Raw genomic sequence first — 25,720 nt, 5'->3', positions numbered from 1 at the left:
CGGCTTTAGCCCTCAACGAAGTTACTTACGAATTATTTAATTACGAATTGTAGGGTTTGCGCAGAGTGAAATGAATCTGCCAGTAGTTGGATATGTTATTTACTTTATGGAAGTGGATGGATAACACTTCTCCTAAATACAACTGTGTGGAAACCCAATTACAAATTGTAGGCATAATGTTAAACGAAGTCAGTTTGGTCAAGCACTCTGATCATTTCTATATCTTTAACTTAAAAAAACAACCGCTTCAGTTGTACTGCAGCGGTATTTTTTTCAATAAACTATTTGTTGCTCTAGAATCAACAACAACCTCCTCCTGCACTTTCATTTGTTTCTTTGCTTTTTGAAAAAGGCAATTCCGTTCCACAATCTTGATAAATTCCGTAGTGAGTTGACCAATCACCAAAGAAGTCAAAATGCTTTGCGTAACGTGTATCGTTTAACATTCTATAGGTATTTCCGCAAACACTCATTATTTTTCCTTTTGGAAATTCATGGTGATTATCTAAATAAAATTTCTCTTTTTCGGTCGACAAACTCCCTTTATACCTAACCGCTTGTCCGTAATCTTCACAAAAATATTCTAAATGATCGATCTTAAATAAACGATAGGTTACGGAATAAAAATTAATGTTTCCTATCTTCTTCTCTAACTGTTTATTTTCTATTGTTATGGGTTCATCTTCTGCTACCCTTGGATCAGCAAATCCAGCTCTTTTAGCCGTTTGCATAAAATCGTTCCAATACAAGGCACCACTTAAACATTCCCCCCATAAAACTTGATCGTTTTGCAATTCTTTTGGAATTCTTCTATCAGAATAAACATCCGAAAAATACATTTCACCTCCGGGTTTCAATAATTTAAACGCATCTGCTAATACCTTATCTTTATTGGTCGCTAAATTGATAACACAATTAGATATTATTAAATCAAATGATTCGGGTGCAAAATTCAATTCATCTAACGTTTCAATATTCCCTTTTATAAATTCAACATTAGATCTCTCGAAACCAAACTTTTCCCGATGATATTCTAAGTGTTTATTAGCAACCTCCAGCTGCTCATCAGTCATATCAACACCAACTACAGATCCTGCCTCTCCAACAAGTTGTGCCGCAATGTAACAATCTCGTCCGCTTCCCGATCCTAAATCTAAAATACGTAAGCCGTCCACTTCCGATGGAATTGTCAAACCACAACCATAATATTTATCTTTAACTTCAGAATGAACATTGCTTAAGGCTGACCTAATTTCCTGTGGAGGTGCAACTGCTGTACAACAAGCATTCGTTTTTAAGTCAGTTGAACTTTGCAATTCTTTCCCGTAATAATCTTTTACGTTATCGTGTATTGTTGACATGTTTATTCTATTTTGCTGTGTTTATCATATTTGGTGAAAGCAGATTACAATAATTTCTGTGAATTCAACCTATTTAATTGGCCATTTCTGACATAAATTTAATACGCATTAAACGAAGTTCCTCTTCTGTGTAATCTCCATCAAATTCGTCATAAGCTTCATCTAAATCATCTGTTTCTGCTTCAGAGAAGTAATCATAAATTTCCTCTTGATTATCTTCATCTAAAATTTCATTGATATAATAATTGATATTTACTCGCGTACCCGAATTTACAATCATTTCAATTTCATCAACAATTTCTTCCATCGATTTCCCTTGTGAAGAACTGATATCTTCTAAAGGTAATTTTCTATCAATATTCTGAATCAATTGCACTTTTAAGCCAGACTTATTCACTAACGATTTTACAACCATATCTTGAGGACGCTCAATCTCATTGGTGGCAACATATTCCTTTATGAGGTTTAAGAATGGCGCGCCATATCTACGTGCTTTTCCTTGGCCAACCCCCTGTATATTTGTTAGTTCTTCTTTGGTAACTGGATATTGAAAAGACATATCCTTCAAACTTGCTTCTTGAAAAATCACAAACGGTGGAATTTCTTTCTCACGTGAGATTTGCTTTCTTAAATCGAGTAATGCTTGATAAAGAACATCATCAAAAGCATCTTTCATTCCACCACCACCCGTAACAATATCGTCATCTTCGTCTTGATTCGAATAATCGTGCTCTTTGACCAAAGTAAAAGAGCGCGGTTTTTCAATAAAATCATGACCTCGTTGAGTCATTTTAATCACCCCATAGGACTCAATATCCTTTGATATTAGTCCCTCAACTAAAGATTGACGAATAACTGCATTCCAAAACACTTTATCATGATCTTTACCTGATGCAAAATGCGGAAGTTGATTATGTTTATAAGATTTAATTTCTGTTGTTTCTTCGCCATTCAGGAAAGAACAAATATGTCCTGCACGTTGCATTTCTTTAAGTTCAATCACAGCATTAAGCAGTTTGACAACCTCGTCTTTTCCTTCTGTTTTCTCTTTTGGATTGCGACAATTATCACACATTTCAGAGCATTTTGAATCATCATATTCTTCTCCAAAATAATGCAATAAATATTTCCTTCTACAAATTGAGGTCTCTGCATAAGATACAATTTCAAACAATAATTGTCGGCCGATTTCCTGCTCTGCAACTGGTTTACCTTGTAAGAATTTCTCTAATTTTTCGATATCTTTATATGCATAAAAAGCTACACATTCTCCAACTCCTCCATCTCTTCCAGCTCTTCCTGTTTCTTGATAATAACTCTCTAGCGATTTTGGTATATCGTGATGAATTACAAATCGAACATCAGGTTTATCGATCCCCATTCCAAAAGCAATCGTTGCCACAATCACATCAACCTCTTCCATCAAAAAGGCATCTTGATGCTTGGCCCGTGTTGAGGCATCCATTCCTGCGTGATAACCTAACGCATTAATACCGTTTACCCGTAAAACTTCTGAAAGTTGTTCTACCTTTTTTCGTGATAAACAATAAATGATTCCAGATTTACCGCTCCTTTTTCGTATATATTTAATGATTTCTTTTTCTACATTCTTTTTGGGTCGTACCTCATAATACAGATTATCCCGATTAAAGGATGCTTTAAACACATCCGCGTCCAACATATTCAAGTTTTTCTGAATATCTTGTTGAACCTTAGGGGTCGCTGTAGCCGTTAAAGCAATGATTGGAACATCAGAAATGGCCTGAAAAATTTCTCTTAATCGGCGATATTCTGGACGAAAATCATGTCCCCATTCAGAAATACAGTGTGCCTCATCAATTGCAAAAAAGGAAATTTCGACAGATGTGAAAAAATCAATGTTAGCTTGTTTGGTCAAAGACTCTGGCGCTACATAAAGCAGCTTAGTCTTGCCTGATTTTATATCCTCCTTAACTTTCTTTGTTTCTGTTTTCGACAAAGAGCTATTTAAAACATGAGCAACCGAATCATCTTCACTCACATTTCTTATGGCATCAACTTGATTTTTCATTAACGCAATCAAGGGGGAAACAATTATTGCCGTACCTTCTGATATCAATGCAGGAAGTTGATAACACATCGACTTCCCTCCTCCTGTAGGCATGATAACAAACGTATTCTTTTTATTGAGAATACTATTAATGATAGACTCCTGATCACCTCTGAATTGATCGTATCCAAAATACTTGCGCAAGGCAAGATTTAACTCAGAAACTTCTGCAACTGACATATTAAAAAAATTTTCTCTTTTAAAGATATAAAAAAAAGCAACACGAATTTAAGGAATAACTAAATACTTGTCAAAATCTATCGTCATAAAGTATTTTAAACAAGATGAACCTCACATTTGCAAAGATGAAAAGACTTCAACATGTGCGAAAAGTGTTTCTTTTCCCGAAAAGACATAAATATTAAAATAAATACTTACAGAATAACTATCATTCTTTATGCAGTATTCTTGAACTTTGTGATTAGAACTGTATCTTTAAGGAATCTCAATAATTAACTAGTAATAAAAAATGTACATCCTAAAAAAAGTAGGAACAATTCCCCCACAATTATACCAGTATGGGTTTAATAAGATTTTTCTACCAAATCACCATTAACCCGAATTATTCACCAATCTTAAAGTTTAAGAATATTAACATTTGTAAGTCAGTATTTTAACTGTATTTCCTGTAAAATTTGAGAAACCCATTTTTGGGTATTTGTGTATTTGTAAGATTTTGATTTAATTTTGATCTATTCGTCGTTACAAGCCCCGCGAAATATACATATATTACTTTAGGTCTTGTGCCTAGAATAGATTTAAAATTAAATGCATGAATAATCCGGGTTAAGTTCTTCAAGTTTTAAAAATCCTCAGACAATAATTTTTGCTTCAATGCATATATGCGACTGTTTTAACATGTAAAACTGAATGATATAAAAGCGGAAATCAAAATTAGAATGTACTTTTATAAGAATATTATTACAACATAAACAACCTATATTCTTTTAGGCTGTCCATTGATTATTGACAATTGCCTTTAGCTGATAGCTATTATTTTGCTCTTCAATTACGAAAATCAATGCTCGCCAATCTAAAAAACCTTCCTTAGAGGGCGGTTTGTAAAAACTAACATATTTCGCTGCCGGAAAAACCTCTTGAACATTGTGCAATTCTGATCCATAAGCCATAGGCTTTTCATCATACACTTGTACTTCCACATCCTCGTCTTCCCAATTAAAAGACAGAACAAACTCAGCAAGATATTCGGATTTTCTTTTTAGAATTGTGTCTCCTCGAGCATCGTAAATCCCCCAAGCATAAACGGTTTCATCTTCAATTAGCATGTCTGCAACCGTAAATTTCTTAACCATTTGTTGATCTATAAAAGCATACGGAGAAAACATCACTGGTGCGTCTATCCATTTTTCAGCAGCAACTACATCTCCATTTTCTATGGTTTTTGCGCAAAACTTCGCAAATTCAACAACATTATCAAATTGTACTTCATGCATTGTATCCTCCTTTAACGAAGGCGTCTCATTCACTTGCTCTCCTGATGATTCATCTTGTTTCGAAGACGCTAAACTTCCCTCTTGATCCCCCAAACTACGACTGTCATCACTACCTCTGTTCTCACAAGCCGTAAACGCAATAACCAACAGACCTAAAAATATATTTTTCATCATTGTTTAATCAGTTTTTTAACTACAATTGTATTTTCTAAATTAATTAAAACGTTGTAAGACCCAGCAGCAAAACTACTAATATCAATCGTTTGCGCTTTTATCCCAGGTGTTTCTTCAAAAACAAGTTGTCCTTTTTGATCATAAATAGAAACTACTGCTTGAGAAGGTAAGTTTTTTAACTCCACTTGACTAACCGATGGATTAGGATATAAGCTTACCTGTTCAAGCATCTCAGTTGTTGCTCCTAAATTACCATTAGCATACAGTTGACCATCACTAGAAACAGTTGACGTCAAGCCTGCATCGTTTTCTGCTTCTACGGTTATGAAATAAACAATATTATAAATTGGATTTGTTAAAACATGAGACAATACATCACTTAAGCCGTTATTTGTCCAAGCCATAACATCATCAGCACCTGCGCTTGTTCCAACAGCAACTTTATAATTAACCACACCTGAATGCGGATCGTTAATCGCCCCCCAATTCCCATTAATAGTTGGCTGATAAATAGTATCCACATCACTCCCTGTACCATCATTTACCTGAAGATTTTCTGGAGCTGTCCAATCGACATCGAAAGTTTCAGCGCTAATTGTAGAAATATTAAACATATTATCTTTTACAATAGATTTTACCCTTGCCGAACTTGTCGTTGGATTGGGATTTTGCTTTCGCACATCATTTGTATCTGCATCTCCAATTAATATATCAGCTTCTGGATAACGAGAACGATAAACAGTAAACTCATCTACTTCCATGATAGCGTTTCCTGAACGAAAAGAGACGTGAGAACCGGTAGATAATGGGTCAGGATCAACATACGTCCCTACAAGCACATTATCAATATACACTTGCATTTTACCTGTAATTCGGTCAAAACTTAATTTAAAATCATAAGTTACACCTGCATCAATTTGTTGAGGCTCATCAATTAATGGCGGTCCAAAAGTATTATTTTCTACTTTATAAAACTGGACGGCACTATCATCTACCCTAAACCAAATAAAATAAGAATCGCCTCGTTCCTCTCCAGTTGGGTCATTACATAAAATATACAGCCCGCCTCTTCGGTTTCCTGGTGTTCCATCAAAACTACCTTTCCAATGGTATAAATAATTATTGGACAATTCTTGATTTAATGGCATATAGATATTCGTATTATGAATTGTATCTGCAACTTGCTTAAGCACACCATTGTTTTGCTCCCAATATCCAGTTTCAGATGTCCAAGCTGAATTAATTGCCACACTTTCAAAATCATCATAGATAAATCCTCTTTTTGGATTCGCTGTCCACGAACCATTTGACAAATATCCTACATGATAAAGAGCTTTTTCAACACCAGAACCATTCTGATTGTCCTCATCTGTAAATACTACCTCAAAATCTTCAGTTTTCCATCCTGTATTTGGTTCTACCAAGGTAGATGGTGCTATCTCGTCTGGTGGTGTAATCGGAACAGATGTATAAGTTGCAGCCCAACCCGATCTTCTGGTCGCACAATCTGATCGAAACTCAAGCAATAAACTCCCTCCGGAAGATGTTATTGAACCTGGACTAGTTGTTCCCGTATACTTACCAATAAGCGGTGCATTTGTTGTGCTTCCATCATAAATAAATAAGTGATCCCAACCTGACTCCAGGTTAAAGGAAGAGAAACTCAAAGTTATTGAAGTAACATCTGTTGGTTGAATGAGCCACAATTCTCGCTCATCATTACCATAGTTACCTGAAGTTCCTCCAGAATCATAGATACTTCCACTAGCTGCCGTTACAGGAGTAGCTGTTGCAGGCGCATTCACTAGTTTATAATACTTTTCCCAGTCCCAATTTATTCCAGGGTCTGTATGTGACTGATTTGGGAAATGCTGATGTCCTTTTATACGTGTACAACCACCTAAAGTATTCGTACCGTGAGTCGAAGCTCCATAATATGTCCTCTGAGGAATAAGCTGCGAGTCATATCCTTTTGTTGTTATATGTTTAGTCAATGCAGCTGAACTTTGATACATTGCATTAGTATACCAATGGCTTTGAGAAATCCACCCCTCATGTTCATAACCGATTGAATAAGGGTTTGAATTTCCAACATGCCAACCTTTTTTATATTCTTCAAGCATTTGTGTAATCTGCCCATCACTCGAACGAATAACATAATGGTAAGAAACATTAGCACTACAATTTTGCGCCCAAGAAATAGCCCCTGCATAAGACCCTTGAATGGTATGAATAGTAATTGAGGTAATAGATGTCTCCCTTGAACTATAATTACATGATGGTGTAGAAACCCAAAGTGCAGGTCCATAACCAACAGATTTTGTTAACATTCCTTTATTGGGTTGATAAGATAATCCAGTTTTAGTTTCAATACCACTTGCTGTAAAATTAACTTGCTTAGCAGATAAAACTTTAACATTCTCTACTCCAAACACATTATTCAATCTCAATTTATGTTTATTAAATCCATGTTCATTAGCAAAATCTGCATCATTCAAGTAGCGCATCATCTCAAAAACCTGTGCATCGCGGGCGTAAAGGTTTACTTTTCCTGAATCTGGTATTTCGGAAAGCTGGGTAAAAACTTCATATATCTTTTCTCCTTGAGTAGGTGCTGAACTTTCAAGGTACAACTGCTCAAAAGCTGCTGCATAAGCTTTTATCTGTAAAGCAATGTTATTTTTCTGCTCCGCAACTGATATATTTGACAATTGAGCGATGTATTTTCCATTTTCATAAAAATAATTTGCTCCATCATCAAAAACTCCCATAACACCATACGGTTTAGGCATTCCTGTACAGGAGGCTGCAAAGGATTCATCAATATTTTGCATGTGGGTTCTCGTCCACGCAACGGTTTCTAAAACACCCTGCGGCACATTAGGATGCGCTTGATAAGCTTGATTAAAAGGCAACGTTTGTCCAATAGAAAAAAAGGACAACATAAAGACTGATAGTAGCAATAAAGTTTTCATAGTATATGTTAAAAACTAGTTTCACGTTGTTAATTTAAACAACATTAGACTACAAATGTGTTAAAATTAATTTTATTTATAAAGTAATTTATCAATATTTTTAAGGTGACTAATTAAAAAACCAGCTCAATCATATTGAAAATAAGTCAAATCTGTAATAAACATACTCAATTAATGGTAGACTTTTACTATGAATTTAAAATAAATTTTAAAACCGGCACAAAAAGGACATAATACCAAAAACTAAGAAAGGTCATTTTTCGGTACTTAATTGTCAATTTCTTTATTTAGAATGAATAAAAATACTAAATTTGAGGGTCAAATAAGCAATTATGGAAATTACACGAGATAAAGTTTTAGAAGCATTGGGAAATGTAATCGAACCAGATCTTAAAAAAGATATAGTATCACAAAATTTAATTGAAGAATTACAAATTGACGGAAACAAGGTTTCACTTAACGTTAATGTAGTAAATCCGGCAATGCATGCTCGCAAAAGGATGCAAGAAGCTGTTGCTTTCACTTTAAAAAGAATTTTAGGCGATGATATAGAAGTAGAGACGAGTGTAAAAGGAATGTCTTCAGAGGCCAAAGGTTCAAGAAGGAAAGTTTTACCAGAAGTTAAAAACATTGTTGCTATTGCATCAGGGAAAGGAGGAGTTGGTAAGTCAACTGTTACGGCAAACTTAGCAGGTGGTTTAGCAAAAGCTGGTTACAAGGTTGGAATTGTCGATGCAGACATCTATGGTCCATCGATGCCTACAATGTATGATGTAGTAGGTGAACGGCCAGCTTCAATCAAAGTTGATGGAGAAACGAAAATGTCTCCTGTTATGTCTTATGGAATATCCATTATGTCGATTGGTTTTTTTACAGAGCAAGACGACGCTGTAGTTTGGCGTGGTCCGATGGCGTCAAAAGCACTAACACAAATGTTTACAGACACCCATTGGGGTGAATTAGATTATTTACTTATTGACTTACCTCCAGGGACAGGAGATATTCACTTATCACTGGTTCAAAACATTCCTTTAGACGGTGCTATAATTGTATCTACACCTCAAGAAGTTGCTTTAGCTGATGCACGAAAAGGTGTAAATATGTTCCAATTAGACACCATAAAAGTTCCTATCGTTGGATTAATAGAAAACATGTCTTGGTTTACGCCAGAAGAATTACCAGAATATAAATACTACATTTTTGGTCGTGACGGTGTTAAAAACTTGGCAAAAGGGATGAATCAAAGATTTTTAGGACATATACCACTTGTACAAAGTGTCAGAGAATCAGGAGATATCGGTCGACCAGCAGTAATGCAACAAAACACAGTTGTTTCTGAGGCTTTTGATGATTTAGTTCGTAAGTTTGTAGAAATAACCAAGTAAATTAAAGAGATGGAAAAGGGAAATGAAGTATTAGTAAATACTGTAAATGAAGCACTGACACAATTGCGACCTTTTTTAGAACAAGATGGTGGCGATATGGAGTTAGTAGAAATTACAGATGACATGATTGTTCGGGTAAAATTACTTGGTGCTTGTAAAGATTGTTCGATGAGTGCAATGACTTTAAAGGCAGGTCTTGAAGAAGCAATTAAAAAGGTAGCACCTGAAGTTCAAAAGGTAGAAGCTGTGGAAGAGAGTCAAACTTTATCCTAAAAAATGTTAGGTTTTAATCATGCGCTGAGAGGTCTTTTTAACATAATAAAGTCCGAGCGAAATTTTAAAATACAGTTTTCTATTTTCCTTGTCGTTTTATGCATGGGTTTTTATTTTAAAATTGAAACTTTGGAGTGGTTAATTATTATTTTGACTAGTGGCGCTATACTCTCTTTAGAAATCATAAATTCAGCCATTGAAAAAACCTGTGATCTTATAAGCCGGGCAAACCATCCAGAAATAAAAGTAATTAAAGATATTTCCGCAGGTGCAGTTCTCTTGCTATCTATTTTCGCAGTAGTTGTTGGCTTGATTATTTTCATCCCTCATTGGCTTGCGTATTAATCCGATTCATAAAACATCCTAGTTTTTTTTATTATTACAACTGTAAAAACTTAATCCATCTTCAACTACAATAACTAAAAAATCCTTATCTTGGAACAAAATAAATTACTATGAAAAAAATACTAGTTCCAACAGATTTCTCTGAATACGCATTAAACGCCGCCAAATTAGCAGCATCTATAGCCAAGAAAACGGATACTCGAATCTATTTTTTACACGTTGTTTCTATGCCCGTATATGAGACAGGTGTTATTCCAGGACAATCAAGACAGGATGTAGCTGAAGGTTTGTTTATCTTAAAAAAAGTAAAGATGGACTTTGAAAAGCTATTGAATGAAGACTTTTTAAAAGGAATAAACGTAGCTACAGCCATACAATATGATGGTGTTTATGAATCTGTAGTGAGCCAAGCAGACAAACACGATATAGATTTAATCGTAATGGGAACACATGGTTCCTCGGGATATGTGAATGATTTCTTTATTGGAAGCAATACTGATAAAATCGTTCGACTTTCAGAAACACCAATTATAACTACTAGAGAAGAAGTAACAAACACAACATTTGACAAAGTAGTTTTTGCCAGTGATTTTGGAGAAGGAGTAGCACAATCTTTCCAAAAAATTGCTGAAATGGCTACCATATTAAAAGTAAAAGTAGAACTCGTACGGGTAATTACTGGCGATGATTTCTTCTACTCGGCTCCAATGCTCGATTCCATGGAGGTTTTTGCGAAAGAAAACGGACTAGTGAATTATGATTGTCATGTTTTTGCTTCCGAGACTGTACAAAGTGGAATTAATGAATTCGCACAACGTGTAAATGCAGATATGGTAATGACAGTTACACATGGAAGACGAGGGTTGGCACGCTTGTTTAATGGTTCTATTACGAGTGATATTATGAAATCAAGTCCATTACCCGTAATGTCTGTTAGGGCACATAAAAAATAGTTAATTGATTCTGTGGACATTGCAAAAATACTGAATATTTTTTTAGTTTTTTTTCTTTAAAGCTTGCTTGTAAACAAAAAATATCTCTATATTTGCACTCGCAGTCGAGCAAATGCTTTTTACAAAGCAAGAAATTGAAATAAAAATTTTAAATATATTATTCCTCCTTAGCTCAGTTGGTTAGAGCATCTGACTGTTAATCAGAGGGTCCTAGGTTCGAGTCCTAGAGGAGGAGCAAAAGTGAGCTTGTCGTTTTTACGGCAGGCTCTTTTTGTTTATAATCATTTCATCCCTTCGGGATTATTGGGATGCAAAGCGTTTGCTGAAGTGTCACCGCGGCAAAGCCGGGTTTGTCTAGCGTTATAATCATTTCATCCCTTCGGGATTATTGGATATTGGATTTATATTCATTTCATCCCTTCGGGATTATTGTAAGTATATAGCTTGATGGTCAAAATCCTTTGAAAGTATTATTAATCTCTACTCAACCTTTTAGACAAATCCTAAAACCCGAACCACCAACTGGCAATTGAAAAATAAATCAAGTAACTATACCGATTAAAACACCATCATCACCAATAACAGGCAATGCAACTCGGTCGTAATCTTTGAACACCTTTATGGCAACTTCTTGGTCTTCCTTGGCATTTAGGGCGATAAAGTTATCATCGATTAGCTCTGCAATTTGTTTTTGCGGATCTGCTAGAAGTAATGACTTTATTTTTAAATCGTCAATAAGTCTCCACTGTTCATCAACAACATAAATGACGTTTATAGTTTCTGAATTTTGACCGTATCTTCGTATATGCTTAAATGTATCATCAACCGTAAAATTTGGACGAACTGCGACATACGCTGTTGTCATTAATCGACCAATACTGTCTTTGGGGTAACCTAAAAGTTGATTAGTAATTTTCCGTTGTCCCAAAGAAAGATGTTGAATCAATTGTTGCGCAATTTCACTCGGCAATTCAGATAAGAACGCAGTTCTATCATCAGGCTGAATGTCATTAAGCAACTGTGCAATTTTATGTGCATTTTCAGCTAAACCTTCTATAATTTCATGTTGGTGCTCAAGAGAGAGGAGTTTGAATACAGATTTGGTCTTCTCATTATTGAGTAAACGGAAAACAACAATTTTATCTCTTGTTAAAAGATCTTCAAACAGTTCAGCCAAATCAAAAGCTTCTACATTTTTGACTCTTAACTTAAGTGCTTTCCATTGCTTTGAATTTAACAAAGCAAGAACATCTTTCCTTAACTTTTCTTTTCTACGATCCATACACGATCAAAATTAACTCAGAAACTGTGAGGCAAACATCAAATCAGTTACACTACAATGCATGCCATAAATATTCTTGCAAAAGATACTAAAAAGGAAGTGGTAGCACAATATCAGTTCAAAATTAATCGAAAAAGGTGTAATTTCTCAGCTCTAAAACCATAATGAAGTTTGTGGCTATATTTTGAATAAGAACATCATTTATCAACATTGTTTCATCGTGATAAATTACCTGGTATTGCGTTATGAAATCATCATTTTTAAACACCTCTTTCTTTACTAAATTCTCATAATCATCGTATTCAAAAACATAGGTTTTATTTTGAAAGTTGGGTGAATTAGACCTAACTTTTATTGAATCAATCAGATTTTTTTCATTATAAGAATAGAAAGTTGTTTTGGTATCTGAAGTTCTAATTAACCTTTCGACTTTAGAAGTAACAAGACCTAAGTCATCATAATAGGTGAAAACATGTTTATAAGGAATTCCATAGCTATTATAAATCGTTCTTTTTTGCTGACCATCATAGTCTTCGTATGAGGACTTTTCAGCTGAAACGGAAAACTCTCTACCCAATTTAAAATTAGTTGCACTTATTTCATTTCTATTTAGGTTCCTACGGTATTCTTCATTTATTACCCTGTTTTTTTCATCATAAGCGTATATATAGGCATAAAAACCATATTGATCTTTTTGTCTAAGTGCAACAAGGTTTCCATTATCATATTCATATAAACTAACCAATGTATCTTGACCATTGGCGACTTGTCTGCTCTCCAATTGACGAACGAGCTGCCCCTTTTCATTAAAAGTATATTCTCTAAAATAATCAGTCTCCCGAAGAATATCCCCTAGTTTATAATGAATAAAACCACCTGAAATGGTTTTTATCTTATTCTTACGTATAATTTCCTCATTAAAATATGGTCGATCCGTAAAAGCTTCTCCTGTTTTATTATTTAGCAATTGTCCATTTACATTTAAAGAAACACCTAAACATAAAGAAAGAAGGAACATTACAAAACTTGTAAAAAAGTCATTTTTCATTTGCGAAAATTTTAAAAAAAAGACCTCTGCCGAGGTATAAGCAGAGGTCTTTTTAAATAATTATATATTTAATTCAACGATTAAAACAAACAATTATTTGGCTAATTCTTCTTTAACAATTGTAGAAATCATTTTTCCGTCGGCTTTACCTGATAAATCTTTGGTAATTACACCCATAACTTTACCCATATCTTGAGGACCAGACGCACCCACTTTTTCAATTGTTTCCTTGACTTTTCCCCTCACCTCATCTTCGCTCATCATTTTAGGCATGTAAGCTTCTATAATTTTGGCTTCAAACAATTCTGTTTCCGCTAGGTCTTCTCTTCCTTGTTCTACATAAACACGATGTGCATCCATTCTTTGCTTGTGCAATTTAATGATCACCTTGTTTTCTTTTGCTTCATCGACCTCCCCCTTTCCAGAAGTGGCTTCATTAAGCAGTTTTGCTTTTATATCCCGTAATGCACCTAGTTTCTCTTTGTCTTTGGCACGCATTGCGTCCTTTATATCTTGATTGATTTGCGTTGTTAAACTCATTATTTAAAAAATTAATCTACGTTATCGTGAAGAAAAGAATTCGTTCCTCGAAGCGTTGTGTTATTATCATCTTTATTTGGATCAGTAGCTTCAAATCTAGAAGTACTTTCTTCTGAAGAATGCGGTGTGTCCTCCAAATCTATTTTTCTTCTTTTGAAAGCTGGTTCTCTTTCTAATTCATTCAATCCTTCAGCACTATTTAAGTGAGAAGTATATTTACGAATTCTATCCATCCTTTCTTGTGTTCTTCGCTGTTGTTCCTCCTGCGTAACCTCTTGACTTTGGGTATTTCCTTCAAAAGCGTCTTCGACCTCCATTTCATCATCTAGAAAGTAACGTTTAACAGTTTCCTTAGTTTTCTGTTTATCTTCCTCGTTTGTTGAACGTTCTTCACTAGATGTCGACTCACTAGGATTGATTGGCTTTACATTCCAATTCATGGTCGACGATTCCTCCGTTTCGCTTTGCGTTGGCGCTTCTTTCTCTTCAGATTTTATGTATGGTTCATCTTCAGGAGCTTTATATTCATTTTTTGCTGTAGCGTTAGTCAAAGGAGTTTTGATTTCTTCTTTATTTTCATCTTCCAAAACCTTCACCTTTTTCTCTGGTGCTTTTTCAAATCCTGTAACAGGTGACTGATTGAATCCTGTTGCAATAATGGTAACACTCAATCCTTCTCCTAAAGATTCGTCATAGCCATGTCCCCAAATCACATCTGCTGTTGAGCCAGCAGCATCTTGAATATAATCTGTAATGTCAGAGATTTCATCCATTAACACCTCATTAGAACCATAAGTTATATTCAGCAATACGTATTCTGCTCCTTCAATATCATTATCGTTCAACAAAGGAGAGCTTAATGCAGCTTGAACAGATTCAATAGCACGGTTTTCACCTTCAGAAACTGCAGATCCCATTACCGCAACTCCACTATTTTTCATAACCGTATTAACGTCGTTAAAGTCAACATTTATAGCTCCTGTTACAGAGATAACATCAGCAATACCTTTTGCAGCTGTTGACAAAACATCATCTGCCTGAGCAAAAGCATTCCCTAAGGTTAGATTTCCTGAAATTTCTCGTAAACGTTCGTTATTTATAACCAGTAAAGTATCTACGGACTCTCTCATCGTTTCAAGTCCTTCTTCAGCTTGTTGACGTCTTTTTCTTCCTTCAAAATTAAAAGGAACGGTTACAATTCCTACCGTTAAAATCCCTAATTCTCTTGCAACTTTGGCAATTACGGGTGCTGCACCTGTACCAGTACCACCACCCATTCCTGCTGTTACAAAAGCCATTTTGGTATTTTTTGATAACAGTTCTTGAATATCTTCAATATTTTCTATAGCTGCATTCATTCCTATTTCTGGAATAGAACCAGCTCCACGCCCTTCTGTCAATGAAGGACCTAATTGTATTTTTGTAGGGATTGGAGAAATATCAAGCGCTTGTTTATCGGTGTTGCAGACAATGAAGTCTACACCATCAATTCCTTGATTATACATGTGATTTACAGCATTACTTCCTCCACCACCAACACCAATAACTTTGATGATTGACGAATGACCATTTGGGATATCAAATTCCATATTCTTGTTATTTATTGGTTGCTAATTAATTATACTTCTTCTTCGAACCAGCTTTTTCCTTTTTCAAGCAACTTATCAAAGAAAGAGCCTTTTGTTCTTTCTGAATGAGATTTTATTGCTGCTGCTGATCGGTTCTTTCTCGCATTTGATTCAAAACCTTTCAATACCAAACCTACACCAGTAGCGTACATTGGACTTGTTAGAGCTTCTTCTGTCTCGGGTGTTCCTAAATGCTCATTAGGATATCCAATACGAGAGTTCATGCCTGTAACAAATTCGAATAGTTGATTTATATTATTCAACTCTGCTCCTCCGCCCGTAACAACAATTCCTCCAATTAATCTCTTCTCATAACCAGAGTTTTTAATCTCATAATATACGTGTTCAATAATTTCTTCCATTCGAGCCTGAATAATACCCGACAGCGCTTTGATGGAAATCTCTTTCGGTTCTCTACCTCTTAAACCAGGTATACAAACCACTTCATTCTCTTGACTTTCACTAGATAGCGCGCTACCAAACTTTACTTTAAGGGCTTCGGCTTGACGCTGTAAAATTGTACAACCCTCTTTTATATCGTCTGTAATCACGTTCCCACCAAAAGGTATAACGGCAGTATGTCGGATAATTCCTTCATGAAAAATAGCAATATCAGTAGTTCCACCTCCAATATCTACTAAAACTACACCCGCCTCTTTTTCTTCATCTGAAAGTACCGCAGTTGCACTTGCTAATGGTTCTAAGATTGTCTCTTCAACTTCAAGATCTGCTTTAATTATACATTTTTGTATATTCTTTGCTGCTGCAATTCGCCCAGTAATGATATGAAAATTAGCTTCTAATCGCACACCAGACATTCCGATAGGATCAACAATTCCTTTTTCTCCATCAACAATGTATTCTTGAGGTAGAACATGAATGATTTCTTCACCAGGCTCCATAACCAGCTTATACATATCATCAATCAACGCGTCGATATCTGCTTGCGAAATTTCTTCTTGATTTGAATTTCTGGTGTAAATTCCGCGGTGCTGCAAACTTTTAATGTGCTGACCTGCAATTCCAACATTAACCACACCGATTGTTAAATCTCCATCAACATTTTCTTGAGCTTGCCTTACTGCTTCCTTGATGGATTGAACTGTCTTTTCAATATTTGAAACCATTCCTCGTAAAACACCGTGCGATTCCGTTTTGCCCATAGACAAAATTTCGATCTTTCCATGTTCGTTTTTACGTCCAACAAAACACGCTATCTTCGTTGTTCCAATATCAAGTCCTACAATAATTTCTGACATCTTATTTATTTTTCTTTGCTACAATTTGATCTTTAAATTTCAAATTGATGGATTCATATCTACTCCAACCTTCATAAGGAATCACTTCATCATAAAAAGTGGTTAATTTTTCAAACTTATCTTTCACCATCTCTTCAGATTCTGCAGCTCCAAAAATAATACGGTGATTTCCTACCCTTGGAATCAACACGAATTGATCTGACTGGGTATAATGAACCTGAACAATTTGCGCATTATAAAAAGCATCATTACAAACATACGCTGAAATACGATAGATTTGATCCATCTTCAATTTAGTTTTCAAACTGTCATTGTTAATTAATTCATCGTAACCAACCTCATCACTCATGAGTTGTTCCAAACCTGTAAACGCAAGTATTTTTGGTTTTGAATAGGGTGATAATCGCATTAATTCATAATTGTTATCAATATAAAAATCATCAATTTCATTAGCCATTACCCTCGCAACTGGACGCCGAGTTGTCAAATCAATATGCCAACCCGTTCCTAATTCCATATAAACATCTGCAGAAAGTACTTCGTTCATACCTTCAATATACTTTTCAATTGCAGTAGTTTGTAAATCAATTTTTTTTATTCCATCTCGAAAAAGCCCTAAAGTATACAACTCCCGAAGAAGCTCAGCCTCTGTCAACAAGGAAATTCCATCTTGCACTTTTAAATCAATAATGGGCTGTTCCATCACTTGCTGGTTCAACTTTCTATCTGCTGCGACAAGCAAAAATACAGTTCCTGCAAAAATAATTGACAATATGATAATCTTAAGTAACTTCATGAGGACAACATACTTTTAATGGGGTTTACATATTGACTGATATCGCCTGCTCCAACAGTTAAAACTACCCCGTTCTGAACCTTTTCCAGCCATTCAAACATCATTTTTGCATTTCCAAATTTAGCGTTTGACGGTATTAACGTACTTAATGCTTCACTGGTAACACCTTTAATAGGTAGCTCTCTTGCAGGGTATATAGGCAACAGGTAAACATAATCAGCAGTTCCCAAAGCCTCTGCAAACTCATCCATAAAATCTTGGGTTCTCGAGTATAAATGTGGTTGAAAGATTAAATATATAGGAGATTCAGGATGTAGCAATCGAACAGAAGTTATTAACCCTTTTATTGCAGTTGGATGATGGGCATAATCGTCGATATAAGTTATTTTTTTTTGGGAAAGAATATACTCAAAACGACGTTTTACACCTTTAAAATTACCGATTGACATCTTTACTTCTTCTACACTTAGTCCTATTGTATCACATAAAGCAATAACTGCAAGTGCATTTTCTGCATTATGAACCCCAGGCAAACCCAGCACGATATTACTAAAGTCACCATAGGGTGTTTTTATATCCATTACAAATCTTGAATCTTCAACCCGAAGTTTGACACCCTGATAATCAACCACTAATTCATCTCCAACACCATAAGTTATTATTTTAGCTTTAGCATCAAGTTGAACACTGTGATGTAAAACGATACTACCTTCTGAATGAATTAAGTTGGCATAATCTTGAAACGCATCCTTAAACTTTGATGTATCTTCATAAATATCAAGGTGATCTGCATCAACAGATGTGATAATAGATGAAAAAGGTGTTAACTGATGAAAACTGCGATCGAATTCATCAGCCTCTACCACCATCCAAGGACTGTTTTCATTGATCACAAGGTTTGAATTAAAATCTGAACTAACCCCACCTAGAAAAGCATTGCACTTTTCGGCTGAATGAGATAAGACATGCGCCAATAATGTTGAAGTAGTCGTCTTACCATGTGTTCCTGCAACACCTAGTGTTTTAAAATCCTTAGAAATTTCACCCAAAACCTGAGCCCGTTTTCGCAGCGTAAAACCTTTCGCTTCTAATACTTTTAATTCTTTTAAAGACTTTGGAACAGCAGGAGTAACCACAACTAAAGTATCTTTCGGTGTACCGACGATAGACTCAACTTTTTCTCCCATATCACTTGTATGAATTGCTATTCCTTCAGCCATCAAATCCTTTATCAATGGTGTAATGGTTTTATCATAACCCGCTACTTTAAATCCTTTAGTGTGAAAATAGCGTGCTAATGCAGACATTCCGATTCCACCGATGCCTAAAAAATAGATATTTGAGAATTGAGTACTTATCACTTTACACAATTTTTAACAACATTAACAATGCGTTCATCTGCATTTCTAATGGCTTTCAACTTTATATTCTCTGCTAATTGCATTCGTTTTTTTTCATCGTTAAACAATGCAATTACTTCTGGAAAGAGCTCTTTTCGTGCAACCGAATCTTTTATCAAAATAGCTGCATCATCTTTTACCAACGCCATAGCGTTTTTCGTTTGATGATCTTCTGCCACATTGGGGGATGGTACCAAAATAGTTGGTTTACCAATAATACACAATTCTGAAATAGCAATTGCTCCCGCTCTTGACACGATCAAATCTGCAGCAGCATAAGCCAATTCCATTCGATTAATAAATTTACATAATACCACCCCTTCAAGCTGCAATTCATCGGTAATTGTTTTCATCTCTTCATATTGGTAACGTCCACATTGCCAAATCAATTGATAATTATGTTTTTGCAATTCATTTAAGTGATTCACAAAACTCTCATTCAGGGTTTTTGCACCTAAACTTCCACCTACAACAAGAATTGTTTTTTTATCTGGACTAAGTCCAAAAAATGAATATCCTTCAGTTCTTTTACCCTCAATTTCAACCACAGATTGGCGCACAGGATTTCCTGTTAGTTCAATTTTTTCTTTTGGAAAGAAACGTTCTAAATTTTCATAAGCAACACAAACTTTAGAAACTGTTTTCGATAAGATCTTATTGGTTTTCCCAGGGAATGAATTTTGCTCTTGCACAATTGTTGGTATTTTCAGCATGCTTGCAATTTTTAACGTAGGCGCACTTGCATAACCACCGACACCAATAACTACGTCTGGATTAAACTTTTTAATTATTTTTCTTGCCTTAAACAAAGAAGCAATAATCTTAAATGGAAGCGTTAGATTTTTCAGAGTTAAACGACGTTGCAGACCGCTAATCCACAGCCCAACAATTTCATAACCAGCTTCAGGAACTTTAGTCATTTCCATTTTCCCTTCAGCACCAATAAAAAGAATTTCAATATTTGGAAATTCTTTTTTCAACTGGTTTGCAATTGCAATAGCTGGAAAAATGTGTCCACCCGTTCCACCACCTGATATAATCACTTTTTTAATTTCCATTTTTTACTTCATTTTTCATTGCACTTACATCCTTTCCGTTTGTTTCATTCTTTCTTGCAATGGCCAACACAATCCCTAAAGAAATACAACTCATCACCATTGCAGACCCACCCATTGCAAGAAAAGGCATGTTTTGACCCGTTACCGGCATAAGTCCAGTACAAACAAACATATTAACTAGTGCTTGAGATAATAACAGCAGTCCAATTCCGATAGATAAGTAAGTTTCAAAAAGATGCTTAGCGTTTAATCCAATTTTAAGAATTCGGTAAAATAGAATCAAATATAAAAAGACAAGAAGTATAGCACCAATCAAACCAAATTCTTCAACAAATGAAGAATAGAAAAAATCAGCATAAGCTTCAGGTGTGTAGTGCTTCAAGTCTCCGTCTCCAACTCCAACACCAGTATATCCACCATTATGGATCGCTAATTTCGCATTAATGGCTTGCATGTTTTCAACCGATGCACCACCTTCTCCATAGGCTTTAAAAAAGCGATTCATCCAGGTATCAAAACGCGGTAATATATTCATTGCAGGAAGTGCTAAATGTAAGAGTACAAAAAGCAATAAGCCAAGGAGTCCAATCCCAATTCCTCCCAATAATTTAGAAAGTGGAAATTTCCCAATAAATAATATTAATAAAGAAACAAGAAAAATGAGAGCAGCAGTAGAAAAGTTATCTTTTGCAATCAGGGCACAAATTAATAAGATAGGGAAAATGACTTTAAACAAACTTTTCTTCCACGAATCAAAAGAGTCTTTATTTGTGATGAGCCTTCGAGACAAAAAGATAACCAATGCTAATTTCGCAAAATCAGAGCTTTGGAAAGTTAAACCAATGATAGGAATACGCACCCAACGCGAGGCATCGTTTACTCTCACCCCAAAAAAGAAGGTAAATATTAACAATCCAATGGCCAGATAAAAGATAAATTTAGAGAGTCTTTCAACATATTTCGGATCTTGCCGGTGGATCCAATACATGGCCGAAAAACCAATTGCAATATAAATAATATGTTTAAACAAATATCCAAAAGGAGTTCCCCCAGCAGTTTTAACCAAAATAGGCACAAAACTGTAAACACTAAGAGTAGAAAGGCCTAATAGCAAAATGGTAATTACCCAAATCACATTATCTCCTTTTAAATATTTGAATATATTTTGCACTTAAATTTATTTAAATTTTGACTATTTTTTATTTTAAAAAGCTTTCAAAATGAGTTTTCCATTCCTTTGCAAAAGACTCTTCTCCTTCGTGATAACAGAGTACAACATCATTATTCAAAAAGTTAAGCATCCCCAAACCTTGAGAAATATTATATTGATACCAAGCTTCTTTTTTAGCTTCTTCAATTGCAGGTAATTCGCGATATAGCCAATCAAAAAACAAGAAGTTCTTCACTTTACTTTCATCCCATGTGATATCTTCAAATGCAATTTTAGCATCGTAAGTCAGCAACCAAACTGAAGGATGACCATTAAGCATTACAGATTTTAAACCATCAGAAAGCGTTAATTCTTTCCAATGAAAACACGGAATATTTTTAAACCATTTTTGCTTAAAACGATTTTGAAAGTCTGCTATTTGCGAACTTTTAGCTTCTTGGAGTTTATTTTTAGTTGATTTATCCATAAAATTTGATTTAGAGTGAGCGAACTGCATTTTTAAACTGTTGCCCTCTATCTTCATAGTTCTCGAACAAATCAAAACTTGCACAAGCTGGAGAAAGTAAAACTGTATCGTCTTTTTTAGCCAATTGATATCCGTATCCAACGGCATCCACAGGCGATTGTGTTTCAACGATAGTGTCTACTACATCAGCAAAAGCTTCAATAATTTTTGAATTGTCTTTACCTAAACAAATAATGGCTTTAACTTTTTCTTGAACTAAAGGAAGCAACTCTTCATAATCGTTTCCTTTATCTACCCCTCCAACAACCCATACGGTTGGGTTATTCATGCTTTCTAGAGCAAACCAAGTAGCATTGATATTAGTTGCCTTTGAGTCATTAATAAACTCAATTCCATTTACCTTCGCAACGAATTCTAAACGATGTTCAACATTCGTAAAATCAGAAAGACTTTCGCGAATACTTTCTTTTCTTATTCCTACTAATTTACCAGTAATTCCAGCAACCAAGGAGTTCTGAACATTGTGCTTGCCTTTTAAGGCTAAATCATGAATCGACATAGTTAATTTATTTTTTATGGATATTGTTTTTTCTTCTTCTTTATAAAACCCGCCCTCGACCTGTGTATTAGTCAGAGAAAAGGGAAAGCGTTTTGCATGAACTACATGCTTTTCTAGTTGAATTTTTATTTGTTCATCGTCTGCGTTGTAGATGAAGGCATCAGCAATTGACTGATTATTGATGATCCTCATTTTTGCACGACCATAAGTCAAAATATTATCGTTATAGCGATCTAAATGATCAGGAGTTATGTTTAATAAAATAGCGATATCAGCTTTAAAATCATACATATCCTCTAATTGGAATGAGCTTAATTCCAGAACATAGAAATCGGCACGATTTTCAAGTACACATCTTGCGAAACTAACACCAACATTTCCTGCCATTTCAACAGCTAACTCTCCTGCTTTGAGCACATGATGAACCAAGTGAGTTGTTGTAGTTTTTCCATTACTTCCTGTAATAGCAATTAATTTTGCATTTGTATATCGTGCTGCAAATTCAATATCACAAATAGGGATTACTCCATTCGCTCGAATTTGTTGAATTAATTCACTACTATTAGGAATACCTGGACTTTTTATAACCTCATCGGCATTTAAAATTCGTGACATGGTGTGCCCACCTTCTTCCCAGGGAATAGCATGTTCATTGAGTTCATCTTTGAAGTTGGGCTTTATAATACCCGCGTCACTTACAAACACATCAAAACCTTTAGCTTTAGCTAAAATAGCAGCACCAACACCACTTTCTCCGGCGCCCAAAACAACGATATTTTCTTTTTCCTTGTTCAACTATCTAAGTTTCAATGTTACAATGGTAATTACTGCTAATAAAATTCCTACAATCCAAAAACGAGCTACAATTTTGGCTTCATGCATACCTTTCTTTTGGTAATGATGATGCAAAGGAGCCATTAGGAAGATGCGTTTTCCAACACCTGTTTTTCTTTTGGTTAATTTGAAATAACCAACCTGCAAAATCACAGATAAGTTTTCAATTAAGAACACTCCACATAAAACAGGGATTAATAATTCTTTTCTAATGGCAATAGCGAAAACAGCTATAATTCCACCGATAGCTAAGCTTCCAGTATCACCCATAAATACTTTTGCTGGATAAGAGTTGTACCAAAGAAAGCCCACACATGCACCAACAAAGGCCGCAATAAAAACTACCAACTCTTCCGCAAGAGGAATGTACATCACATCTAAGTAATCAGCGAATTGAACATGCGCACTCACATAAGCAAGAACGGCTAAAGCAATTCCAATGATTGCAGACGTACCCGTTGCCAATCCATCTAGTCCATCGGTCATATTCGCGCCATTGGAGACAGCAATTACAATAAAAATGACGATTGGAATAAATAAAACCCAGCCCCAAGTTCTGGCATTATCACCTAAAAACCAGTTGTAATTAATCTCATTATTCTTTACAAAAGGGATAGTGGTGGTCATATCACGTGTCTCTATCCATTTCACCTCTTCATTTGCATTTGTCTTATGCGAATCAGTTACAAATTTCTCACCTTGTTTAAGTTCATAATTGGAAGCAACCTCTTTATGGACCTTTACATCAGGATGAAAATAAAGCATAGCACCAACGATAATTCCAACACCAATCTGACCCACAACTTTAAAACGTCCCGCAAGTCCGTCTTTATTTTTCTTTAACACTTTAAGGTAATCATCAATAAATCCGATAGCTCCCAACCAAACGGTAGCAATTACCATTGTTAATACATAAACATTGTGCAGTTTAGCAAATAAGAGTGTTGGAATTAAAATTGCACCTAAAATGATTAATCCACCCATGGTAGGCGTTCCTTCTTTTTCTTTTTGGCCTTCAAGACCTAAATCTCTCACTTGTTCGCCCATCTGCATTTTCCTCAACATTCCAATAAGCTTATTTCCAAATAGTATAGAAATAATGAGAGACACGATTAACGCCATTCCCGATCGAAAGGAAATGTAATGAAAAACACCTGCTCCAGGGAAATCAAATTTATCGAGATAGTCAAATAAATAATACAACATTACTTTTCAAATTTGATTAATAATTCTTTTAATATTTCTAAGTCATCAAAATCATGTTTCACACCATGAATCTCTTGATATGTTTCATGTCCTTTACCCGCAATAAGAATAATATCGTTTGGCTCTGCCATGCTACATGCTGTTTTAATGGCCTCTTTTCGATTAGCAATACTTATTGTCTTTTTAAAATGCTCACCACCTACACCTGTCATCATTTCCTCAATAATCTCATTTGGGTCTTCAGTTCTAGGATTATCAGAAGTCAAAATCAATTTATCACTCAATTCACATCCAATAGCTGCCATTGTAGGTCTTTTGGTTTTATCGCGATCGCCACCACAACCGACCAATGAAAAAACTGTTTCATTGCCTGTTCGAATATTTTTAATTGTTTTAAGCACATTTTCTAAGGCATCTGGAGTATGCGCATAATCAACTATACCAATAATACCCGTTTCACTTTTATAATATTCGAAACGACCTTCAACAGCTTTCAATTCAGAGATCACCCGCATTATCTCAAGCGGCTCACCAATTAAATGGTCAGCAATTGCATACACTAACAATACATTATACGCATTAAAGTCACCTATTAATTGTGTATATAGTTCTGTATTATTAATAGAGAGAACCAAGCCAGAGAAGTTATTTTCTAGAACCTTGGCTTTGTAATCAGCTATGCTTTTTAATCCATAAGAAGATTTCTTAGCCTTCGTATTTTGCAACATCACAAATCCGTTTTTATCATCTGCATTAGTGATCGCAAAAGCTTCATTTGGCAAATCGTCGAAAAACTTCTTTTTTACATTGATGTATTCCTTAAAAGTATTGTGGTAATCTAAATGTTCATGGGTGATATTAGTAAATGCACCTCCTGAAAAGTGTAAACTACCTACTCTATTTTGATGAATTGCGTGTGAACTCACCTCCATAAAACAATGTGAGCAACCTGCTTCAACCATTTCAGCTAAGAGTTTATTTAAGCTTACCGCGTCTGGGGTTGTTCTTTCAGTGGGTATTTCAGTATCATTAATTCGATTAACTACAGTTGAGATCAATCCCACTTGGTAATTCATTTTTCGAAACAGATTAAAGAGCAAGGTAGTTGTTGTGGTTTTACCATTGGTTCCAGTAATGCCTATCAACTTTAGTTTTTTTGAAGGTTGATCATAATAGTTATGTGCTAAAACGCTTAAAGTTTTGTGCGTATCTGCAACCAATACATAATTAACACCTTCAACTAATTCACCAGGTTTTTCCTCACAAACAATAGCTTTTGCACCATTATTTATTGCCTGTGATATATAATCGTGTCCATTTGATTCTGCGCCAACTAATGCAATAAATAAATCATTTTTTTGTATATCACGAGAGTCAAAAACTAATGATTTAATTTCAATCGCGGTTGTACCAACAACTTCTTTAATTGAACTTCCGTATAATATGTCGCGTAAATTTTTCACT

21 protein-coding genes and 1 tRNA gene are annotated in these 25,720 nt (G+C 35.2%); 5 read left to right on the top strand and 17 right to left on the bottom strand.

Going from position 1 to position 25,720, the window contains the following annotated elements:
* Positions 1 to 299: 299 nt before the first annotated feature.
* The 4 genes from CW751_RS12930 to CW751_RS12915 all read right to left on the bottom strand — a co-directional run bounded on the left by CW751_RS12930 (position 300) and on the right by CW751_RS12915 (position 8,053).
* Entirely contained in the window at positions 300 to 1,361 is a 1,062-nt protein-coding gene (locus CW751_RS12930; protein ID WP_205677831.1) for a methyltransferase domain-containing protein, read from the bottom strand.
* A gap of 73 nt (positions 1,362 to 1,434) precedes the next feature.
* On the bottom strand, positions 1,435 to 3,630 hold the full coding sequence (recQ, locus tag CW751_RS12925; protein WP_101335449.1) for a DNA helicase RecQ: 2,196 nt from the start codon (positions 3,628 to 3,630) through the stop codon (positions 1,435 to 1,437).
* Between the two features lie 767 nt (positions 3,631 to 4,397).
* Positions 4,398 to 5,078: a hypothetical protein gene (locus tag CW751_RS12920; protein ID WP_101335448.1), complete on the bottom strand. Its 681-nt coding sequence runs from the start codon at positions 5,076 to 5,078 to the stop codon at positions 4,398 to 4,400.
* Positions 5,075 to 8,053 (bottom strand): N-acetylmuramoyl-L-alanine amidase, encoded by a 2,979-nt coding sequence (locus CW751_RS12915; protein WP_133122221.1) that lies wholly within the window; start codon positions 8,051 to 8,053, stop codon positions 5,075 to 5,077. Before CW751_RS12915 ends, CW751_RS12920 begins: the two co-directional genes overlap by 4 nt.
* Before the next feature lie 332 nt (positions 8,054 to 8,385).
* Here CW751_RS12915 and CW751_RS12910 point away from each other — a divergent pair, with 332 nt between their 5' ends.
* From CW751_RS12910 to CW751_RS12890, 5 genes are all read left to right on the top strand, one after another.
* The gene (locus tag CW751_RS12910) at positions 8,386 to 9,438 is read left to right on the top strand and encodes an Mrp/NBP35 family ATP-binding protein (protein ID WP_240612582.1); all 1,053 of its coding nucleotides are present in this window, start codon (positions 8,386 to 8,388) and stop codon (positions 9,436 to 9,438) included.
* 9 nt (positions 9,439 to 9,447) lie between these two features.
* On the top strand, positions 9,448 to 9,711 hold the full coding sequence (locus tag CW751_RS12905) for a NifU family protein (protein WP_101335446.1): 264 nt from the start codon (positions 9,448 to 9,450) through the stop codon (positions 9,709 to 9,711).
* Positions 9,712 to 9,714: 3 nt separating this feature from the next.
* Positions 9,715 to 10,056 (top strand): diacylglycerol kinase family protein, encoded by a 342-nt coding sequence (locus CW751_RS12900; protein ID WP_101335445.1) that lies wholly within the window; start codon positions 9,715 to 9,717, stop codon positions 10,054 to 10,056.
* A 110-nt stretch (positions 10,057 to 10,166) separates the two neighbouring features.
* Positions 10,167 to 11,009: a universal stress protein gene (locus tag CW751_RS12895; protein WP_101335444.1), complete on the top strand. Its 843-nt coding sequence runs from the start codon at positions 10,167 to 10,169 to the stop codon at positions 11,007 to 11,009.
* A 161-nt stretch (positions 11,010 to 11,170) separates the two neighbouring features.
* A tRNA-Asn gene (locus tag CW751_RS12890) sits at positions 11,171 to 11,244 on the top strand.
* A 306-nt stretch (positions 11,245 to 11,550) separates the two neighbouring features.
* Here the strand turns inward: CW751_RS12890 and CW751_RS12885 are convergent.
* From CW751_RS12885 to CW751_RS12825, 13 genes are all read right to left on the bottom strand, one after another.
* A complete protein-coding gene (locus CW751_RS12885) occupies positions 11,551 to 12,291 on the bottom strand; it encodes a magnesium transporter (protein ID WP_101335443.1) in 741 nt (246 codons plus the stop codon).
* Positions 12,292 to 12,415: 124 nt separating this feature from the next.
* Positions 12,416 to 13,339 (bottom strand): hypothetical protein, encoded by a 924-nt coding sequence (locus CW751_RS12880; RefSeq protein ID WP_101335442.1) that lies wholly within the window; start codon positions 13,337 to 13,339, stop codon positions 12,416 to 12,418.
* A gap of 93 nt (positions 13,340 to 13,432) precedes the next feature.
* Positions 13,433 to 13,879, bottom strand: a complete 447-nt coding sequence (locus CW751_RS12875; protein WP_101335441.1) for a GatB/YqeY domain-containing protein — start codon at positions 13,877 to 13,879, stop codon at positions 13,433 to 13,435.
* An 11-nt stretch (positions 13,880 to 13,890) separates the two neighbouring features.
* Positions 13,891 to 15,468 (bottom strand): cell division protein FtsZ, encoded by a 1,578-nt coding sequence (ftsZ, locus tag CW751_RS12870; protein WP_101335440.1) that lies wholly within the window; start codon positions 15,466 to 15,468, stop codon positions 13,891 to 13,893.
* Positions 15,469 to 15,497: 29 nt separating this feature from the next.
* Positions 15,498 to 16,766: a cell division protein FtsA gene (ftsA, locus tag CW751_RS12865; RefSeq protein ID WP_101335439.1), complete on the bottom strand. Its 1,269-nt coding sequence runs from the start codon at positions 16,764 to 16,766 to the stop codon at positions 15,498 to 15,500.
* Position 16,767: 1 nt separating this feature from the next.
* Complete coding sequence (locus CW751_RS12860) at positions 16,768 to 17,562, bottom strand: cell division protein FtsQ/DivIB (protein ID WP_101335438.1); 795 nt, start codon at positions 17,560 to 17,562, stop codon at positions 16,768 to 16,770.
* Positions 17,559 to 18,923 (bottom strand): UDP-N-acetylmuramate--L-alanine ligase, encoded by a 1,365-nt coding sequence (gene murC / locus CW751_RS12855; protein WP_133122220.1) that lies wholly within the window; start codon positions 18,921 to 18,923, stop codon positions 17,559 to 17,561. Before murC ends, CW751_RS12860 begins: the two co-directional genes overlap by 4 nt.
* On the bottom strand, positions 18,920 to 20,020 hold the full coding sequence (gene murG, locus CW751_RS12850; protein ID WP_101335436.1) for an undecaprenyldiphospho-muramoylpentapeptide beta-N-acetylglucosaminyltransferase: 1,101 nt from the start codon (positions 20,018 to 20,020) through the stop codon (positions 18,920 to 18,922). Before murG ends, murC begins: the two co-directional genes overlap by 4 nt.
* Complete coding sequence (locus tag CW751_RS12845; protein ID WP_101335435.1) at positions 20,010 to 21,191, bottom strand: FtsW/RodA/SpoVE family cell cycle protein; 1,182 nt, start codon at positions 21,189 to 21,191, stop codon at positions 20,010 to 20,012. Before CW751_RS12845 ends, murG begins: the two co-directional genes overlap by 11 nt.
* A gap of 28 nt (positions 21,192 to 21,219) precedes the next feature.
* Positions 21,220 to 21,657, bottom strand: coding sequence for a hypothetical protein (locus CW751_RS12840; RefSeq protein ID WP_101335434.1), 438 nt, complete (start codon positions 21,655 to 21,657; stop codon positions 21,220 to 21,222).
* 10 nt (positions 21,658 to 21,667) lie between these two features.
* On the bottom strand, positions 21,668 to 23,011 hold the full coding sequence (gene murD, locus CW751_RS12835; RefSeq protein ID WP_101335433.1) for a UDP-N-acetylmuramoyl-L-alanine--D-glutamate ligase: 1,344 nt from the start codon (positions 23,009 to 23,011) through the stop codon (positions 21,668 to 21,670).
* Positions 23,012 to 24,256 carry a phospho-N-acetylmuramoyl-pentapeptide-transferase gene (mraY, locus tag CW751_RS12830; protein ID WP_101335432.1) on the bottom strand — a complete coding sequence of 415 codons (1,245 nt, stop codon included), beginning with the start codon at positions 24,254 to 24,256 and terminating at the stop codon, positions 23,012 to 23,014.
* Complete coding sequence (locus CW751_RS12825) at positions 24,256 to 25,719, bottom strand: UDP-N-acetylmuramoyl-L-alanyl-D-glutamate--2,6-diaminopimelate ligase (protein ID WP_101335431.1); 1,464 nt, start codon at positions 25,717 to 25,719, stop codon at positions 24,256 to 24,258. The genes mraY and CW751_RS12825 overlap by 1 nt, the downstream gene beginning before the upstream one ends.
* Position 25,720: the final 1 nt, after the last annotated feature.

It is taken from the genome of Brumimicrobium salinarum (assembly GCF_002844555.1).
GTDB classification, from domain to species: Bacteria; Bacteroidota; Bacteroidia; order Flavobacteriales_D; family Crocinitomicaceae; genus Brumimicrobium; species Brumimicrobium salinarum.
Note: the sequence above shows the minus strand (reverse complement) of the source record. Positions and strands in the feature narration are given on the sequence as shown.